The sequence below is a fragment of the Chondromyces crocatus genome (assembly GCF_001189295.1).
In the GTDB taxonomy this organism is placed as follows: Bacteria; Myxococcota_A; Polyangia; order Polyangiales; family Polyangiaceae; genus Chondromyces; species Chondromyces crocatus.
In genome coordinates this window covers 9,453,214-9,472,286 of the sequence record NZ_CP012159.1, presented here as the reverse complement: position 1 = coordinate 9,472,286, position 19,073 = coordinate 9,453,214, and the positions used below count along the sequence as shown (strand labels likewise).

Here is a 19,073-nt window from a genome sequence, read left to right as displayed (position 1 = left end):
GGGTATGTGCGAGAGGAGCACTGGAGGAGCGATGATCGACGTCGTGATGCCCCAGCTCGGCGAGAGCGTTGCCGAGGGGACCGTGTCGAAGTGGCTGGTGCGCGAGGGCGACTTCGTGAAGCGCGAGCAGCCCCTGCTCGAGGTCGCGACCGACAAGGCGGACACCGAGATCCCTGCGCCGCAAGCGGGGCGCGTGACCAGCATCGCTGTGGCCGAGGGCACGCTGGTCGCGAAAGGCGGTCTGCTGTGTCGGATCGACGAGACGGCGGAGCAGTCGGCCGGCGACTCCGCGTCGCAGGGCGAAGCGAAGGCCGCGTCGAAGGACGAAGGCAAGAAGGACGAGGGGCAGAAGGCCACGTCGAAGGACGAGGACCAGAAATCCACATCGCCGGAAGAGTCCTCGCAGGCGAGCGGCTCCGACGATCGTCCCGTGCTCAGCAGCCCGTCGACGAAGAAGCTCGCGCGCGAGGCTGGCGTGGATCTCCGTCAGGTCCAGGGGACCGGTGACTACGGCCGGATCACCCGCGACGACGTGATGCGTGCGACCACCGCGCCGCCGCCTCCGCAGCCCACCTCGCAGGCCGCCGAGCTGTCGCAGCTCATCCAGGCGGGCGGTGGCTTCGTGCCCCCGATACCGTCGGTCGGCTACGGCGCCTACAAGGTGCCGCCGTTCAACCAGAAGGCGGGCGACGAGGTCATCCCCTTCAACCGACGCCGCCGCATCACGGCCGACCACATGGTCTTCTCCAAGGTCACGGCCCCGCACGTGGTGACCGTCGCCGAGGTCGACCTCCACGCCACCGCGAAGCTGCGCGACCAGCACAAGGACAAGTTCAAGAAGGCCGGCGTCGGGCTCACGTACCTCGCGTTCGTGTGCGCCGCCGCGGTGAAGTCGCTTCGCGAGCACCCCGACCTCAACGCCCGCGTGCTCGACAACGCCTATGTTCGCCTCCGCGACATCAACCTCGGCGTCGCGGTCGACACCCCAGGCGGCCTCATCGTCCCGAGCATCAAGCACGCCGACGAGCTGTCCCTGCTCGGCATCGCCCGCGGCATCGACGATCTCGCTGGCCGCGCCCGCATCGGCAAGACCACCGCGGACGACCTCTCGGGCACCACGTTCACCGTCTCCAACCCCGGCCTCAAGGGCAACCTCTTCGGCGGCGCGATCATCTCGCAGCCGAACGTGGGCATCCTGCGCATGGGCGAGATCAAGAAGCGCCCCGTCGTGGTCACCCGTGACGGCGAGGACTCCATTGCCATCCACCCGGTGATGTTCCTGGCCCTCTCCTACGACCACCGCATCGTCGACGGCGTGCTCGCGAACTCCTTCCTCTGGCGCGTGGCCGACATCATCAACCGCGGAGAGTTCGAGCTGTGAGCACCCCTCAGGCGAAGAACCCCGGGCTCCGCCCCCTCGCCGAGGTGGACCCGGAGATCGCCGCCCTCATCCGCAAGGAAGAGGAGTACGAGTCCCGCACCCTGCGCCTCATCGCCAGCGAGAACTACGTCTCGCGCGCGGTGCTCCAGGCGACGGGCTCGGTGCTCTCGAACAAGTACTCCGAGGGCTACCCGCACAAGCGGTACTACGAGGGCCAGGTCAACATCGACGCCGTCGAGGAGCTGGCGCGCACCCGCATCGCCACCCTCTTCGGTGCCGAGCACGTCAACGTGCAGCCCTACTCGGGCAGCCCCGCGAACCTCGCCGTCTACCTCGCCTTCGTGAAGCCCGGCGAGACCATCATGGGCCTCGGCCTGCCCGCGGGAGGCCACCTCACCCATGGCTGGAACGTCAGCATCACCGGGAAGTTCTTCAAGAGCGTTCCCTACGGCGTGCGCGAGTCCGACCACCGCATCGACATGGACCAGGTGCGGTCCCTCGCCCTCGAGCACCGCCCCAAGCTCATCTGGTGCGGCACCACCGCGTACCCTCGGCAGATCGACTTCGCCGCCTTCCGCTCCATCGCGGACGAGGTGGGGGCGATCCTCGCGGCGGACATCGCCCACATCGCCGGCCTCGTCGCTGGCGGCGCGCACCCCTCGCCGGTGGGCATCGCGGACGTCGTCACCTCCACCACCCACAAGACCCTGCGCGGCCCGCGCGGCGCGATGATCCTCAGCAAGAAGGAGCACGCTTCCGCCCTCGATCGCGCCGTCTTCCCGGGCCTCCAGGGTGGCCCGCACAACAACACCACCGCCGCGATCGCCGTCGCCGCCCGCGAGGCGTCCGACCCGTCGTTCAAGACCTACGCCAGCCAGGTCGTCGAGAACGCCAAGGCCCTCGCCGAGGCTCTCGCCGCCCGCGGCTTCCGCCTCATCACCGGCGGCACCGACAACCACCTCCTGCTCGTGGACATGACGCCGAAGAACATCGGCGGAAAGCCCTACGCCCAGGCGCTGGAGCGGGCTGGCATCGTCGCCAACTACAACTCCATCCCCTTCGACCCGCGCAAGCCCTTCGACCCGTCGGGCATCCGCCTGGGCACCCCCTCCGCCACCTCGTGCGGCATGGGCGTCGCTCAGATGGAGCAGCTCGCCGGCTGGATGGACGAGGTCGCCCAGAACCCCACCGACGAAGCGCGCATCGCCCGCATCGCCGGCGAGGTCGCCGAGGTCTGCAAGGCCTTCCCGCCCCCCGGCATCCTCCTCTGAGATGACCTGCGGCCGAGGCGTCGTCGTGGCGCCTCGACCGACCTCGGGTCATCGCCTCACTTCGAGTAGAGCTGCCCTGCCGCGAGCCCGGAACCCGCGGCCGCCGTCATCACGATCTTCGCGTTGATCCCGACCGGCAGGGGCCACCGGTAGCAGCTCCCTCGCCCTGCGACGGAGGCGTTCGCCCCCGTCGTGTTGTCCTGCGCCAGCACGGGCGACATGCCCGGCACCGGCGTGAGGGCGATGAGCTGGATGTTCAGCTCGGTGACCCCGGCGCCGACGCCCAGGATCGTGTAGCACTTCCCCGGCACGAGCTGGACCTGCTGCTCCAGCGTCTGGCCTGCCTGAAACTGCCCCGCGAAGGGCGCGCCCTCCGCGGTCATCCCGGGCGCCTCGTTGGCCGCGTAGGAGCGCAGTGGGATCATTGCCGCCGACGCCAGATTCGGATCGATCGGCTGCGCCGAGCCACCCCCCGAGGGCGCTGGCTGCCCTGGCTGCGTCGGCTGCTCCCCCGCGGGCTGCCCGGGCAGCGGGAACGGCCACGGGAACCCGCCCGGTGCCGGCTGCTGAGGGGCGGGCTGCTGAGGCGCCGGTTGCTGTGGCGTCGGCTGCTGCGGCGCCGGCTGCTGCGGGTAGGGTTGCTGAGGGTACGGCTGCTGAGGGTACGGCTGCTGGGGGTACGGCTGCTGAGGCGCCGGTTGCCCGTAGCCCGGCTGCTGAGGGTAGGGCTGCCCGTAGCCGGGCTGCTGCGGATAGCCGCCCTGCTGAGGATCGTAGTACCCGGGCTGCGCGCCATAGGGCTGCTGTGCCGTCTGACGTTGCTCGTTCGGACAGCCAGCGAGCAGCAGAGTGGAAAAACCGAGAACGACAGAGGGGATGCCAGTTCCGCGCAGCGACAAGACGACCTCCTCGAGGCTTTGGATGGGCCGGCCCTCATCCCACCACATCGCGCGGCGCGCAAGCGGAGGGTGGAGAACCGGTGCTCGTCGATTGGACGTGTGACGCGCCCGATCCATCCAGCGCCTCTCTGCGAGGGGGGCGCTTCGAGCCCGGAAACGACGCCGACTGCGGTAGCTCTCGAGACTGGTCGGGTGTATGAGCGCGCCAGCGCAGCCGGTTCGTCGGGCGCCCTCCTGGCGTCACGGACCACCTCACCCGGGGCTTCGAAAGTGCAGCCCTGCTGCGCGCGAGGAGGCGTCGATGAACGTGAAGTGCGTGGGAGCCCTGCTGATCGCGACCGCCGCGTTGAGCACGATCGGATGCGGTGGCTCACAGCAAGAGTTCGCGGCCGAGGATCAGGTGCCCCAGCCGGGCATGACGGCCACCCAGCCGCCTCTGGCCGTCGCGACCTCTACCGTCACCGAGACGGCGACCCCGACCCCGACGGGCCCGGCCGCGCCGACGCCGTGCGACGCCGTGCAGTCGCTGTCGATGACCACCATGTTCCAGGGCCGCGCCACCTCCGAGGCCCCCAAGATGCAGGCCGAAGGCAGCCCCATCTGCGGCGTCGTCACCGAGGGCGAGACCATCTCCGGCAACACCTTCGTGCTCCAGCCCGGGAACTGTTACACCGTGCTCGCCCAGGCACTTCCCCCCGTCACCGAGGTCGACGTCCAGCTCGAACTCGACCTCGCCGGTGGCGGTGCCCCAGCGCTCGCGGCCCTCAACATCAAGCCCTTGCTCGCCGTCGATCCCGACACCGGCCCGAGCGGCGCGATCGGGGCAAAGCAGAGCTGCTACTCGTGGCCCTGGCCCATCCCCGGCTCCGTCAAGGTGACGGTGAAAGCGCGGCAAGGCGGAGGCCCCGTCGGCGCCCAGGTCTACAGCCGCAAGAAGTGACCCAGCCGGGCGCGGCGCCTCTCCGGCGACCCGCCCCTGATGCTGGCGACGCCTCACCCCTCATGCTGATGGAATGAAAACGGCCACGTCGCCGTGGCCGCTTTCAATCTGGAACGCCCGGCGCTGCCCGCATCGCCTGCGGAACGCCCTGCGCCAGAGCTCTACTCAGAGCAGCGCGTCTTTGATCGCCTTGATGGGACGTGCACGCACCGACTTGCTCGCGGGCTTCGCCGGGAACGTCATCGGCTGCTTGGTGAAGGGGTTCACGCCCTGGCGCGCCTTGGTGGCGGGACGCTTCACGACGCGGAACTTGGCGAAGCCGGGAAGCGTGAAGATGCCAGCCTTCTTCAGCTCGCGGTGCCCGATGTCGATCAGCGACTCGATCACGTTCTTGACCTGCTTGCGGGTCAGCTCCTCGCCGTGCTGCTCGGCGATCGCCGTGATCAGACCACTCTTGCTCAGCGCCTTCTTGGCGCCGCCACCGGCACTCTTCTTGGTAGCCATGATTGTCTCCTGTCCTTGATCAGGGCCGCGTGCAGCACCCCGCCGCCCGCGACTGATCCGAACGTGCCACGCGGCCCGCGGCAAAAAAAGCGAAAACCGCGGGGGGAAACGGCGATTTTCGAGTGAGTGAGGTGGCGACGATGCGGTCATGGACGCAGGCGCAGCCCGACGGGAGGTCACCCGACACGTCTTCGGACGGTCGCGAGGGGCCCCGAAGAGGACGTCGCGCAGCAGGTCGGAGACGCGCCCGTAACCCCGAAAAACCAAGGGGTTTGCAGTACTTCGACGCGATGACGGTCGCACGACGTCTGGCGTGTGGCGCCTCCTTTGGGGTCACGAACGGACATGGTGAGGAGAGGGAGGGGGCCTGTCGCATGGTCGTGTGCCGAAGAGTCGCGCGTGCGATGCGACAACGCCCAGAGGCGTTGCGAACTTCCCGTGAGAGGCCCTGGGAGCCGCAAAAAATGTCCCTTGACGCGCCTGAAACAGGCTCGATTCGTCAGATGGTTGCAGGTGCAAAGGAACGGTTGGAGACGTGAGGAATGAACCGGCATGGACCTCGACGCGCACGCCGTCAAGACGTCGGCGTCACGATCCGGAGACATGAGCACGGACTCGCGGTGCGCTCACCTCGGGGCGTCCGGAGATGCTCCGTGCTTCTGGTGGCACGGCGCGCGCTCTCCTTACTCCTCTCGTCGCCACCCCTGCATGCGCAGAACGATGTGGCCGACGACCCCCTCGGGAGGATCTCCGACGAGAACTGGAACATCGTCGGTCGCCCTGCCTACGACCCGGCCTGCTCCGTCCTCTTTCCTGGAGGCTACTGCCACCGTCGAGGTGCTGGAGCGTGTCCGGACCGCCGTGGCTCGCACTACTGGCATCGCGCTGGCGAACCTGAAGCGCCTCTACAAAACCGAGGCCGAGATCCACACCGTCATCCCCGACCGACCCCGGAAGTCCGCCGGTGGACGAGGGGCCCGGGGGCGGGTGGAGGTGGGGCTCACCAGGAAACGAGGGATGGGCTCACCGGTAAAGGATGTCGGTGCGCAGCACGAACTTCTCGCCCGTGGTGACCTCGCTGGCCTCGTGCAGGATGCGGTGCTGGAACAGCAAGGCCCGCCCAGCGCGGGGCTTCACCCGCTGTGACAGCTCCGGGAAGTCCGTCTCACCGCCCTCGAACTCGTCGTTCAGGTAGAAGACCAGGGTCAGCAGGCTGCGCACGCCGCCGGGCAGCTCCACCACGGTGTCCCAGTGGGCGCCGTGGCGCTCGCCGGGGCCGTAGCGGTACAGGCGCAGGCGTGGGTTTCCCCCGTGGAGCGTCAGCCCGGAGAGCTGCTCGGGGACCTCGCGGGCGACACGGGCCAGAAGGGCGTTCGCCTCGGCCTCGTCGTCCCACATCACGCGGGTGTTGTTGCGCACCTCGAGATCGACCTCGGGTCCGTGATGGCCCACGATGGGGGCGATCTCGGCCTGGTCTCTGCGCATGCGCTGGATGTAGGAGCGGCAGTCGGCGGGGGACAGGGCGTCGTCCACGGTCCAGACGAGGCGCTGGGTGAGGTCGAGGTGGCCGGCGTACACGCGATGAGGATAGCGCGCAGGCGTCGCCGCGCGCGGGCATCGCGTGCCGTCCTCCGGCTCAGCCGGCCTTCAGCTCTTCTCAGCCGGCCTTCAGCTCTTCCAGGAGGACACGGGCGGGTTCCAGGGTGCCGTCGGCTTCGAGCGCCTTGTCGACCATCATGCGCCCTTTGCGACGGTCGCCGACGGCGAGGGCAAGCACGGCGAGCTGGTAGTAGGCCACCGCGCGCATGGTCTGGGTGGGGGCGTCCGGGTTGGGTTCGGTGCCGGGCTTGTCGGTGACCGGCTTCAACATGGTCACGGTGCGGTAGGCGCGCGTGGCCAGGTCCTGCTCGCCGCGGTTCATGGCGAGGCTGCCCAGCTCCATGGCGAGAGGAGCGTTCTGCGGGTCGTTCTCGAAGGCGCGCGACAGGGCGGCGATGGCGTCCTGGGGCTTGCCTTCGAGCAGCTCCAGGCGGGAGAGGCGCTGGTAGACGGCGCCGAGCTGCCTGGAGCGACGGTTCTTGTGCGCGGCGAGGAGGTCGCCGAGCTGCGCGCGGGCCTCTTCGAGGCGGCCGGCGCTGACGATGGCGTCGACGAGGAGGAGCGCGGCCTCTTGATCGTCGGGCCTCAGGGCGCGGGCCTCTTCGAGGACGGCGATCGCCTGAGAGACGGCGTCGTCTTCGGTGAAGAGCTTGCCGGCACGGAGCAGCAGGGCGTGGCGCATGGCCTCGTCCTCGGTGGCGCGGGCGTCTTCGAAGGTGAGCACGGCGAGGTCGTGGCGCGCGCCGGTCTGCTCATAGAGGCGGCGGAGGCGATCGCGGACCTCGGTGTGACCGGGGGCGACGCGCAAGGCGCGCTCCAGCCCGTCGCGGGCGTCGGCGGGGCGATCTGCCTTCTCGCAGGCCTCGGCGAGGTGGAGGGCGGTGGACACGAGGGTGTCGCCTTCCTCCAGGGCGATGAGGCGCCGGTAGACCGCGCCGGCCGCGTCCCAGTGCTCGGCGTTCTGCTCGAGGGTGGCGAGGGTGCGCAGCGCGTCGCGGTCCTTGCCGTCCTTGCGGAGCAGCTCGGTGAGGTGATCGCGGGCGCGATCGATCTCGCCGTTACGGGAGAAGACCTCGCTGAGGCGCAAGCGAAGGCTGCGGGCGCGCTCGGCGGCCGGGGAGGGGACGTTCGTCTCCGGGGAGGGCTCCCCCCAGACGTCGAGGATGGCGTCGGCCGCGGGGGCGGCGTCGGCCTCGGCGCGGATGAGGTTGCGCTCGAGCTGTGCGACGAGGGCGGCGGTGTGGGCGCGTGGGTCGAGAGCAGCGGCGCGCTCGCGGTCGACGAGGGCGCGGTCGCCGTCACCCTGCGCGTCGTGGAGATCGGCGCGGGCGTGGTGCAGCCACGCGTCGTCGGGGGTGATTTCGAGGGCCCGGGTGACGGACTCGGCGGCGCGTGCGTGCTGCCCGATCGCGCCTGCGGCGTCGATGAAGGCGAGGAGCACGTCACGGTCCCCGGGGGCGATGGCGAGGGCGCGGGCGAGGACGTCGGCGGCGGCGGAGGCGTCACCGGCGCGCTGGCGCAGGATGTCGGCGGCGCGGCAGAGGCTCTCGACGCGGGCGTCGTCGCTGACCTGCGCGTCGGGATCGCCCTCGCGGGCCTCGCGGACGTACAGCTCGGCGAGCTTGTGCCAGGCTTCGCGGGCGGTGTAACGCTCGGCGAGTTCTTCGCGCAGGCGGTCGTTGTCGGGGGATGCGGCGAAGCCGAGCTCCAGCGCCTCTTCGGCGCCGCGGTCGTCGCCCTGGCCGGCGCGCAAGCCAGAGAGCTGGAGCGCGGTGGCCACGGCCTCGTCGCCACGCTCGACGCGGAGGAGCTTCTCGAGCGCGTCGGCGAGGGCGATGGGGTCGTCGTTGTGGCGGGTGAGGCGGACGATGGAGCGGAGGAGTTCGGGATGCCGGGGATCCCAGTCGGCGGCCGCGGTGTAGACGTCGAGCGCGCCGGGCTCGTCGCCGCTCTGCTCGGTGAGCTGACCGAGGCGGAGGGAGAGGGAGAGGATGGCGGGGATGTCGCCGCGGTCCTTGGCGGCGTCGATCTGCCGGGCGTAGAGATCACGCAGGTCGTCGACGCGGCCCGTCGACTCCAGCAAGGACGCGAGGAGGATGGCCGCCTCGATGCTGGAAGGATCCTCGTCGAGGATCTCGTGGAGCAGGGCGATGGCCTCGTCCTGGCTGCCGGTGGCGAGCAAGCGCGCGCGCTCCAGCCGGAGGAGGGAGCGCTCGGCGGTGGTGTCGACGAGCGGCGCGGTGGCGTCGAGCAGGGCAGAGAGACGCGGGGCGTCGCCGCTCCTGCGGTAGACGTCGGCGAGGGGCTCCCAGATGGCGCGTTCGGCGGGCTCGCGGGTGCGCAGCTCTTCGTAGATGCGGGCGGCGCGGGGCAGGTCGTCGAGGGCGCCTGCGGCGAGGGCGGCGACGCGGAGCAGGAGCACGCGCTCGTCCTCGGGCGAGGAGGCGCGGGCGGCTCGCTCGCGGAGCTCGGCTGCGGCGGCGAGCTTGCCTTGCTCCTCGTGGAGATCGGCGAGCGCGGAGAGGGCCCAGGCTGCAGCGGCGGCGCCGTCGGGACCCGGGGCGCGCTCTTCGACCATGGTCTGGAGGATCGACTCGGCGAGGGGCGCGTCGCCCAGGCTGCGCGCGAGGCCGACGGCTTCTTCGAGCTGGGCGATGGCGCGCTGGGGCTCGTCGAGCCGCGCGAGGAGGACGAGGGCGTCGACGAGGACGCGGGGACGCTCGGCGGCGCGGGCGATGCGCTCGAGGAGGCGGGCGGCGCGCTCCTGCCGAGGATCGTGGCGGAGGACGTCGCGGAGCGCCGCCTCGGCGCGATCGGGCTCGGGGTGGAGGGCCACGGCCTGTTCGAGCAGTTCGGTGACGCGCTCGGCGTTCTCGGGGGCGTCGGCCCAGAGCTGGGCGAGGCGGTAGCGCGGCTCGGCGCGGACCTCGGGGGGGACGTCGTCGATCCGCGCGGCGTCGGAGGCGCGGAGGCGTCGGTCGAGGAGGCGGGCCTGCGCCTCCCGGTCTCCGAGCTTCTCGGCGAGGGCCTCGGCAGCGCTCCAGATCTCGTCGAGGCGAGGATCGTCGCTGGGCAAGGCCGTCTCGGCGCGGCGGTACGCGTCGGCAGCGGCGGCGTCGTCGCCAGCGAGAGCGAGCGTGCGGCCGAGATGCAGGAGCAGGTCGGCGGAACCAGGCTGCTCGGCGACGAGCTGCTGCAAGGTGTCGCGGTAGCGCTCCGCCTGGCCGAGGCGCTGTGCGGCGTCATGCGCCGCCTTGTGGGCGAGGGCCGAAGCTGGGCTCAGGGCGAGCGCGCGGAGTCGCGCGTCGAGGGCCGCCTCGGGGCGTTCGAGCGGACCTTCGCAGAGGGCCGCCAGCTCCTCGGTGAGCATGAGGCGCTCGGCCTCGGGGGGCTGGGCTTCGAGGCGGGCTTCGATGGCGCGGGCGAGCAGGTCGTGGCGCGCGCGGGTGCGGAGGGCGACGAGGAGGCGCTCGTGTTCGAGTTCGCTCTCGCGCGCGGCCTCGAAGGCGCTCTCCATCTGCTCGATCTCGCGATCGGGCTCGCCCTGGCGGCTCGCGATGTCGGCGAGGGCGACGAGGAGTTCGGCGCGGCTGATGGGCAGCTCGGTCCCGGGGCGAGGGCGGCGGGCGACGAGCAAGAGGGCGCGGTACGAGCGGCTGGCGCGTTCGAGCTGGCCTGCCTCGAAGGCGAGGGCGGCGGCCGCGAGGAGCGCGCCAGGGTGCGCCGGATCGATGCGCAGGGCGAGGTCGAGCTCGGTCATGGCGGCCTTCTGATCGCCGCCGGCGAGGATGACCCGGGAGAGCTCGAAGTGGACGAGCGCGCGCTCCTTGGGCCTCCGGTTGCCGAACTCGTCGAGGATGGCGCGCAGGGCGGCCGAGGCGTCGTCGGGGCGATCCGCGGCGGCGAGGGCTCTGCCCCGCGAGAGGCGGAGGCCGAGATCTTCGGGCGCGAGGGTGATGGCCTCCTCGAGCAAGGGGATCGCGGCGGCAGGAGACTCGCCGCGGCCGAGGTGCAGATCGGCGGCGTCGCGGAGGAGGGCGAGGCGAGCGACAGGCTCGGTGATGCGGGTCGCGTCCTCGGCGATCAGCTCGGCGAGCGCGGTCCACTCGCCGGCTTCGCGGTAGAGCACGCGGAGCCGCTCGCGGAGGGGCTGCTGCTCGGCGTCGGGGACGAAGCCGACGCCCGGCGGGATGGAGCGAGGCGAGGTGCTCGGGACGATCTCCTTGAGGCCGAGGGTGCGCTCGATCGCCCTGCGGGCGCGATCCGCGCGGCCTGCAGCGACGTAGGCATCGGAGAGGCGGATGGTCTCGATGTGGAGCCGCTCGACGGGCGTCACGGCGCAGAGGCGTTCGAGCGCGTCGGCTGCGGCGGCGGGCTCGCCGCGGGCGAGGAGGAGGCGGGCCAGAGCGTCGAGCGCCTCGGTGGAGCCGAGATCGGCGGCGCGGCGATGGCAGGCGATGGCGCGCGAGGGATCGTGGAGCTCGCGCTCGGAGAGGAGGGCGGCCTGGAGCCAGAGCGTGGCGGCGCTGGGATCCGAGCTGGCCTCGCGGAGGGCGGCCTGGTCTTCGTAGAGCTGGGTGAGTTCGGCGTGCTCGCCGCGCGCGGCGAGCAGCGTGGCGAGCTTCTCCGCGGAGGGGACGTGGCCGGGGAGTTCGTCGAGGTTCTTGCGCAGCGCCTGGATGGCCCTCGGCACCTCCTCGGTCGCGCTCCCGTCGGCGAGCAGGCCGGCCGCGTCGAAGCGCAGCGCGACGCGCCGATCGCGATCGGGGCACACCTCGATCTGGCGCTCGCGGTGGCGGATGAGGTCCTCGCGGCGGCTCGCCTCGGCGAGCAACGTGGCGAGGCGCTCGCCGCCGGGCTGGTCGCTCGGGTCCTCGTCGAAGAGGGTGCTGTGGAGGGTGATCGCCTCGTCCAGCTCCGCTGCGTCCGCGGCGGTGCGGAGGAGACGCCGCTGGACGTCACGGGGGAACGGCATCGCCGCGCCCCGTCGGCCGAGGCTGACGACCTCGGCGCGCGCGCCGGCGGCCTGCAAGAGCGTGAGGAGGGCATCGATGGCCCAGAGCGCAGCGTGCGCCGGGTGCGTCGGGGTCTCGGCGTCGTAGGGGGGCTCGCCGTCGGCCCACCGCTCGGCGGCGAGGTCGAGCAGCCGCCCGGCGATCACGAGGGCCCGGGCCGGATCGTTCACCACGTCGCGCGCGACCTCGACGGCCTCGCGGTGGAGCTCGAGGTCACCGCCCGTCGCGTCGGCGAGGCGGAGCAAGGTGCCGACCAGCGCCGCGGAGGGTGTGCGTCGCTGCAGCTCGACCAGCTCCTGGAGGATGGCGCTGTTGCCTGGCTCGTGGGTGAGTGCCTGCTCGAAGGCGCGCTCCGCGGCCTCCACATCCTTGCGCTCTTCGCGCTGCCAGGTGGCCACGCGGTGCCAGAGATCCCGCAGCGTCGGCGCGGGGACGTCGGCGCGCTCCTCCAGGGCAGAGAGCGTCTCGGCGATGGTGGACCAGCGACCCGCAGCGTCGGCGAGGCGGATCAGTTCGGAGGGGCTCTCGTGCGCCGGATCGAGGAGGAACGCGCGCCAGATCAGATCGAAGGCGCCGGCAACGTCGCTGCCGCGGCCTTCGAGGAAGGCTGCGGATTCGCGCAGGACGGCCACCCGCCGCTCATCGGAAGGGGCGGCGGCGAGGCGCGGCTCCAGCAAGGAGACGCGGGCACGCCAGTCGTCCTCGGCGTGCGCGATGTCGAGCAGGGCCTCGGTGGTGGCGACGAGTTCGGGACGGTGCGCTTCGCTTTCGGGATCGATGCGCTGGAGCAGCGACCACAGGCCGTCGCGCGCGAGCCTCCCGTACTCCGCTGCGTCGTCGTTCCCCGAGCGCCCTGCCTCCCACGCGCGGCAGTACGCCGTCACGGCGTCGACCCAGGCGAGGGTGTGGTCACGGTGCGCGTTGCCCAGCGTGTACGAGAGGGCGGCAGCGCGCGTGAGGTTCCTGGTCTCGCAGGCGGTGTCGTACTCGACGCCGAGCAGCTCCACCAGCTCGGGCCACCGGCCAGCGCTGGCGTACAGTGCAGAGAGGGCCTCGCCGCTCTCCACGTCGGGTCCCAGCTCGGAGCGAATGCGCAGCCAGACCGCGATGGCCTGCTCGGGCTCGCCCAGCTCTCGCTCGAACAGCCGCGCCACCCGGCCGAGATCACGACGCGCCTCGTCGCTCTTGCCGTGCGCCGCGGCGCGCTGCTCCAGGATGGCGGCGAGTTCGCGGTTGCGACCTGCCTTCTCCAGGATGGCCGCGAGGCCGTCGAGGGCCTCTCGATCGGTGTCGTCGGTGGAGAGCCGCGCGCGGTAGGCCGCGATGGCGCGCTCGTCGTCCTGGAGCACCGTCCACGAAAGGCGCGCCAGCTCGCCGAGCGCCTGGCGCCGCGCCTCGGGCGCCTCCTCACGGGCAGCGAGGAGATCGAGCACCTCGCAGCGCTCGACCACCCGATCGGAGGCGTCGAGCAATCGGTCCAGCTCTCGCAGCGCGGTGAGCCCCTCGGAGGCGCGCTCGTGCTGCTCGGCGAGGGCGAACAGCCGCCGGAGCAGCGCGATCGCACCGTCGGCGTCATCGAGGCGGTCTTTGCGCAGGGTCGCCGCCTGATCGAGGAGCGCAATGGCCAGCGCGGGCTCCGCGGCGTGGCCCGCGGCCGCGGCGAGCACCTCGGCGTGGCGATCGTGACGGTCGAGCCGCTCGCACAGGGCGGAGAGTTCCTCCCGGGGTGCCTCGTCGGCCGGGGTCAGCTCGACCAGCTCCGCGAGGCGCTCGAGCGCGCCGGGCTCGTCGCCGAGCACGTCGCGCCGCAGCTTCACGATCTCCGCGAGCAACCCGCGTCGTGTGTCGGGGGTCGCGCCGTCGGCCTGGATCTCCAGTACCCGGGTGAGTTCGGCGGGACGAGCTTGCTCACGGTAGCGGCCGGTGAGCAGCTCCGCGGTGCGGCGTCTCGCGTCGCGGCGCTCATCGGTCTCGGGCGGCTCGGACGTGGCGTCGAGGATCCGCTCCAGGAGGGAGAACGCCTCATTCGACGCGGGCTCGCGCTCCAGCATCTGCTCGACGCCGGGAAGCGCCGCCTCGGCCTCGCCGACGCCTTCGAGCCACAGGAGCGCGATCCGCTCGCGCAGCCGCTGCGCCGCATCGGCCGGGAGGCGCGGCAGGTCCGCCGAGAGCAGCCGGATCAGCGGGCGGTGCCGCCCGTGGCGCTCGTAGAGACGCTCCAGCGAGCTGCGGGTGCGCGCATCGTCGGACAGCTCCAGCAGCGCTTCGAGGTACCGCATGGTGCGCTCGGCATCGCCGGCGAGATCGCGCGCGACGGTGGCCGCGTCCTCCAGGAGGAACTGGCGCTCCGCCTGGTCCTCGGTGCGGGCCAGCATGGTGTCGTAGAGCCCGAACAGATCGTCCCACCGCTCGGCCGCGTTGTACGCGAGCTTCAGCCGCTCGAAGGCCCATACCGAGCCCGGGAGCAGCTCCACCAGCCGCCGCAGCAGGCGCATGGTGGTGTCGGGGGCCTCGAACCACTCCTCGTGGTACTCGACGCCGCGCCGACCGAGCTCCTCGATCTCGTCGGAGGAGAGGGAGGTCGCCGCATCCAGCGCGGCGGCGTAGGCGTCGATGACGCGCTCGGGTTGCTGCGTCTTGCGGCCGAGCTGCTCGGCGCGCTCCCAGAGGCTCACCTCTCCTGGTAGCGTCCCCGCTGCGCGCAGCGCGACGCCAAGCGCTTGCTCCGGATCGTCGCCGTGCAGATCGAGCAGCCGCTCGTACCAGCGGAGGCGCGCCGCCGTATCGCCGGGGCCCCGCGCCAGCATCGTCTCCAGCAAAGCGATCCGCGCCGCCGTGTCACCCGCCGCGACCTCGGCTTGCTCCAGAAGCTCCGCGGCGCGCGTGCCGGCCTCGGGGTGGCCGAGCGCCCGGATGGCCAGATCCAGGGCGGCTGGCTGCGGCGCGCCGCTGAGCAGCGACGGCGCGACCACATCGAGGGCCTCGTTCGGCCGATCGACCTTGTCGAACAGCAGCACCGCCAGCTCCAGCTCCAGCGCGACCCGCGCCTCCCCGCTGGCGCGATCACGGCGCGCCTCCAGGAGCTCCACGGCCTGCTCGACGTGACCCAGCTCCAGGAGGAGCCTCGCCTGCGAGGCCAGCGCGCCGTCGTGCTCGGGGTCGAGCGCGAGCACGCGCTCGAAGAGCGCGGCAGCGGCGGCCCGATCCTCCATGACCGTCTCTTCCCACGAGGCCCAGTCCGCGAGCGCATTCACCCGCTCGGCTTCGGGCGCACGCTCGACGAGGGTGGAGAAGAGCCACCGCTGGTCCGCGTGGCGGGCCGCTGTGCCGGGACTTGCGGCGAGGAAGGCGGCGAAGGCGTCGAGCGCGCTGCGATCCCCCTCGGGAGCCGTCGTCACCAGGCGCTTGTGGGCCGCCGCGGCCTCGTCGTGGCGCGCTGGATCCGCGCCGAGCCCTCGCGCCACGGTGGCGTCCAGGCTCCGCCGCTGCTCGGGCGTGAGATCGGCGAAGCGCGCGATCACTCGCTCGGCACCGGCGAGCAGCCGATCGATGACGCCTGCGCGGACCGACGCCTCCTCGAGCAACGCCAGCTCGACGAGCGCCTCCGTGGGGCTATCCGTCGTATCGAGCAGCACTTCGCACACGGCGGGCACGCGCTCCCACGCGCCCCGCTCGCGGTAGAGCGACAGGAGCCGCGCGGCTGCGTGTCGATCACTGGGGAGCGCTTCCAGCACCTGCTCGTAGAGCGCGAGCGCTTTGTTCGTGTCCGAGACAGGCCCTTCTGCGAGCACCGCCGCCCGTCGCCTCGCCTCTGCCGCGCCGGCCGCATCACGCGGCTCACCGCTCGGCGCCTCGGCCAGATACGTGCCGAGCTGCTCCAGCGCCAGCACCTCCGCAGCGGGCTCCACGGCGAGCGCGACCCGGCGCTCCAGCACCTGCCGCAGCAGCGCGTCGTCGCCCTGTGCGCGCGCGACCTCCTCGATGGTGACGAGCGCCGCGGCGCCCACCGGCGCCCCTCGCCCGAGCATGGTCCGATAGCGCGCCGTTGCCACGTCCACCCGCCCGGCGCGCCCCGCCACCTCGGCCATCCGCAGCTCGTGCTGGACGCGGACCTCGTCGTCGTCCTGCACCCGGGAGAGCCGGTTCGCGAGCTCGTTGTAGAGCGCGTCCCAGGCACCGGCCTCGGCCAGGGTGTCCATGAGCGCCTCGCTGGCGCCCTCGTCGTCGGGATCTTCTTGCAGTGCCGCGCGGTACGTCGCCGCTGCGGCGCCGAGATCGTTCAGGTCCCGGCGCTGTATCGCGCCGATGGAGTGCAGCAGCGAGCGCCGCCGCTCCGGGGAGCAGGGCTGCGAGAGCGCATCGCTGTAGAGGGCGATCCGCTCCTCGGGGCTGCCCTGCTCGCGCAGCAGCTCGTCGACGCGACCCAGCAGCTCCGGCGACGAGGCCTCGTGTGCGAGCGCGCGGCGGTACATGGCGAGCGCGCCGGCCATATCACCGTTCGCGGCGAGCGCCTCGCCCGCACGCTGGGCCAGGTGGAGCAGCGCCGGGCTGTCCACGGGCCGCTGACCGAGGGCCTCCGAGAGCACGGAGGCGCGCGTGGGCGCCTGCTTTGCAGAGGCCGTCAGCCGCTCCACCTCCCCCGTCCAGAAGGCGACCCGATCCGGCATCATCGTGGCGGCGATCGTCAACCCGCGCGCTGCCAGATCGATGGCCTTCTTCGCGTCCTCGAGCCCGCGCTCGGCGAGCCCCATCGCCTCCTCCAGCGCGCCGAGGCGCAGCGCGAGGGTCTCCGGGCTGAGCGGTGTGCGCCGCGTCTCCGGCTCGCTGGCCTCGGAGGCGAGCTTCGCCAGATCGCGTGGCGGCGCGGTCGGTCGCGGTGGACGCACGGTGCCACGAGGGCCCGTCGCGCCGTCCCACTCGAAGACCACCGGAGGCGGCGGCTTCGTGATCGCTTCGTGCACGCTCGGCGGCGCGCTCCTGCTCTGCGGCTCGTCGCCCTCTCCCCAGGTCGAACGCTCTGCCGTCGCACTTCCCTCGGGGTCCGCGGCCATCGCCGCGGGCGCCTCGGCGAGATCGGCCTTCACCTCCAGGACGCGCACCAGCAGCGAGGTCGCGCCCTCGGCGCGCGCGATGGGCTCCAGCACGCCGCAGGCAGCGAGGCGCTGGCCATCGGGCGGCGGCGGCGCCTGGCTCGCCCGCGTGTTGCCTGGCTCGGGGTTGCCGAGCATGCGCTCCACCGCGAACCGGCTCGTCTTCTCCGTCGGCTCGATGGCGAGCGCCTGGCCGTACGCCTGAAGCGCGCCCATCCCATCGTGCAAGCGGGTGGCCCGGATCGCGCCGAGCCGGGCGAGCAGCGTGGCCCGCTCCCCACCACCCGACAGCGCCGCCTCGGACTCCAGCACCTTCGCCAGCTCGTCCCAGCGCCGCTCCTGTTCGAGCAGTGGGATCAGCCGCGCGTGGACGTCCCGCGCTGGACCGAACGCCTCGATCATTCGCCGCCACGTGCCGATCGCCGCTGGCCGATCGCTGAGCTGCTCGGTTCGCAGCTCTGCCGCGCGCCTGAGCTGCTCCTTCGCAGCGTCCTGATCCTGCGTGAGGTCGGCGCGTCGCTCCAGCACCTCGGCCAGATCCGCTGGCGACGCCCCCTCCTCGTAGTACCGCACCAGCGCGTCCAGCGCCGCCGCCTCGCGCTTCGTTCCGAAGAGGCGCCGGTACGCTCCGATCGCACCCGCCGGATCCTTCAGATCCTCCTCGCAGAGGCGCGCCAGCCTCTCCGCCGCGACCTCTCGCTCCTCCACGTCCGGCGTCAGATCCGCGAGCCGCCCGAGCATCGCGGCGAGCCCACGCGTGTCGCGCTCCTTCTCGTAGAGCTGTGCCAGGGCTCGCGCGGCGCGCAGCGAGGCGCCGTCGTCCGAGGCCAGCTCCAGTGCCTGCTGGAACGAAGACCGCGCCTTGCGCGTGTCGCCAAGCTCCAGGAGCAGCTCTCCCAGCTCCACACCGATCCGCGCGCGCGCCGCCTTGTCGCGCGCCGTCGCGGCGGCACGCGTGAACAGCTTCGCCGCGTCCAGCCGCCGATCGAGGCTCACCGCGAGCGACAGGTAGCGCTCGCGCACCTGATCGTCGGCAGGATCCACCGTCAGGATCTGCTCGCACAGTGCGTAGGCGCCCTGAAGATCCCCAGCACGATGGAAGAGCAGCTCGGCGAGCCGTTTCTGTGCCTCGATCCGCTTCGGGCCGCGCTGCGACTCGATCTGGATCGCGAGCATCTTCATCGCGTCCTGCGTCCGCCCGACCCGCTCGTAGGCTGTCTCCAGGGCTGCCGCTGCGCGAGGTGCGACCGGCTTGCGACCCAGCAGCGCCTCCGCCGTGGCCAGTGCCGCAGCGTTCACCGGATCGCGGGTGAGCACCTCTTCCACGTGGGGCAGCGCGCGCTCCAGCTCCTTGGCATCCCCGGTGTACATCCCGACCAGCCGGGAGCGGATCGACATCACGTCCGCGTCGGGCAGCGGCGGCTCCGTGGTGAGCGCCTGCTCCAGCAAGCGCGCCACCTCGGAGACGCGCCCCACCCGCGCGAGCCGATCCTCCAGCGCCCGACGCGCGGGGGCGTTGGCGGGCTCCACTTTATGGAGCAGCTGGAGCACCTTGATCACCCGCTCGTCCTCGTCCGGGAGCGCGTCGAGGAGTCCCCAGGCCTTGTTCAGGATCTCCACCTGCTCGGCCAGCTCCGCGCGGTGCGGCGCTGCTTGCGCGTAGAGATCCGCGAGGGCCACCGCGTCGTTGCTGTCCTGGAGCAAAAGCTCCAGCCGGATGAAGGCGTCGATGCGTGCCGGCGCGAGGGCCACCGCCCGCTCGAGGTAGCCACGCGCGCCCGCCGGGTCGCCGAGGATGGTCGTGAAGAACGCGCCAGCCCGCACCAGCGCCTCGGCCTGGACGATCGGCGGATGCGCCATGAAGCGCCTGTCGGTGGTGATCCGCTCGTAAGCGGCGGCCAGCTCGGCGAAGCGATCGTCGCGCGCCGTCGCCGAGTGCAGCTTGTCCCACAGCTCGGGCTGCGGGTTGCTCTTCGCCTGGGCGGCGATGAGCACCTCCAGCACCGCCGCTTCGTTGTCGACGCCCTGCTCCAGGGCCGCAGCCAGGTTCTCGATGCGCAGCGAAGCGCGGCCGATCTTCGGGTCGTGCATGTCCGGTCCTCTGCCGGGTGGGGCGCCACGGCGCGCGCATCCGGCGGCGAACACAACGTATCAGGAGAAGGGGGCGCGCCTACAACCCCAGTCGCGCCATCGGGCATGCCGAGAACATATCGAAGCGCCCTCGTCCTCACGCAAAATGCCTGTTTGTCGCTGGATCTTGCTCGACGGGACGGCTCGTTCGAACCCATCCCGCTCGTGGCGCTCGACCCTGGTGGTCAGAAGGGGGAGCATGCGCCATCCTGCTCCTTTCGCATGGCCCGCACGCCCGAGAGGA

At 72.0% G+C, this 19,073-nt stretch carries 7 protein-coding genes; 3 read left to right on the top strand and 4 right to left on the bottom strand.

Annotated features, from left to right (window positions below; all coding sequences use genetic code 11):
• Positions 1-31: 31 nt before the first annotated feature.
• Together CMC5_RS34190 and CMC5_RS34185 are read left to right on the top strand one after the other, a co-directional pair.
• A complete protein-coding gene (locus CMC5_RS34190) occupies positions 32-1,381 on the top strand; it encodes a dihydrolipoamide acetyltransferase family protein (protein ID WP_050434328.1) in 1,350 nt (449 codons plus the stop codon).
• On the top strand, positions 1,378-2,652 hold the full coding sequence (locus CMC5_RS34185) for a serine hydroxymethyltransferase (RefSeq protein ID WP_050434327.1): 1,275 nt from the start codon (positions 1,378-1,380) through the stop codon (positions 2,650-2,652). The genes CMC5_RS34190 and CMC5_RS34185 overlap by 4 nt, the downstream gene beginning before the upstream one ends.
• Positions 2,653-2,708: 56 nt before the next feature.
• Here CMC5_RS34185 and CMC5_RS34180 read toward each other — a convergent pair whose 3' ends face one another.
• The gene (locus CMC5_RS34180; RefSeq protein WP_245677984.1) at positions 2,709-3,551 is read right to left on the bottom strand and encodes a hypothetical protein; all 843 of its coding nucleotides are present in this window, start codon (positions 3,549-3,551) and stop codon (positions 2,709-2,711) included.
• A gap of 301 nt (positions 3,552-3,852) precedes the next feature.
• Here CMC5_RS34180 and CMC5_RS34175 point away from each other — a divergent pair, with 301 nt between their 5' ends.
• Positions 3,853-4,491: a hypothetical protein gene (locus CMC5_RS34175; RefSeq protein ID WP_245677983.1), complete on the top strand. Its 639-nt coding sequence runs from the start codon at positions 3,853-3,855 to the stop codon at positions 4,489-4,491.
• A 165-nt stretch (positions 4,492-4,656) separates the two neighbouring features.
• Here CMC5_RS34175 and CMC5_RS34170 read toward each other — a convergent pair whose 3' ends face one another.
• From CMC5_RS34170 to CMC5_RS34160, 3 genes are all read right to left on the bottom strand, one after another.
• The gene (locus CMC5_RS34170; RefSeq protein WP_050434326.1) at positions 4,657-4,995 is read right to left on the bottom strand and encodes an HU family DNA-binding protein; all 339 of its coding nucleotides are present in this window, start codon (positions 4,993-4,995) and stop codon (positions 4,657-4,659) included.
• 1,023 nt (positions 4,996-6,018) lie between these two features.
• Entirely contained in the window at positions 6,019-6,573 is a 555-nt protein-coding gene (locus CMC5_RS34165; protein WP_050434325.1) for a prolyl hydroxylase family protein, read from the bottom strand.
• Positions 6,574-6,652: 79 nt separating this feature from the next.
• Positions 6,653-18,790 (bottom strand): tetratricopeptide repeat protein, encoded by a 12,138-nt coding sequence (locus CMC5_RS34160; protein WP_050434324.1) that lies wholly within the window; start codon positions 18,788-18,790, stop codon positions 6,653-6,655.
• Positions 18,791-19,073: the final 283 nt, after the last annotated feature.

What these genes read in the sequence shown, in the direction of transcription:
- CMC5_RS34190 (WP_050434328.1), top strand. Translation starts at nt 32, where the DNA reads ATGATCGACGTCGTGATGCCCCAGCTCGGCGAGAGCGTTGCCGAGGGG.
- CMC5_RS34175 (WP_245677983.1), top strand. Translation starts at nt 3,853, where the DNA reads ATGAACGTGAAGTGCGTGGGAGCCCTGCTGATCGCGACCGCCGCGTTG.
- CMC5_RS34170 (WP_050434326.1), bottom strand. Translation starts at nt 4,995, where the DNA reads ATGGCTACCAAGAAGAGTGCCGGTGGCGGCGCCAAGAAGGCGCTGAGC.
- CMC5_RS34160 (WP_050434324.1), bottom strand. Translation starts at nt 18,790, where the DNA reads ATGCACGACCCGAAGATCGGCCGCGCTTCGCTGCGCATCGAGAACCTG.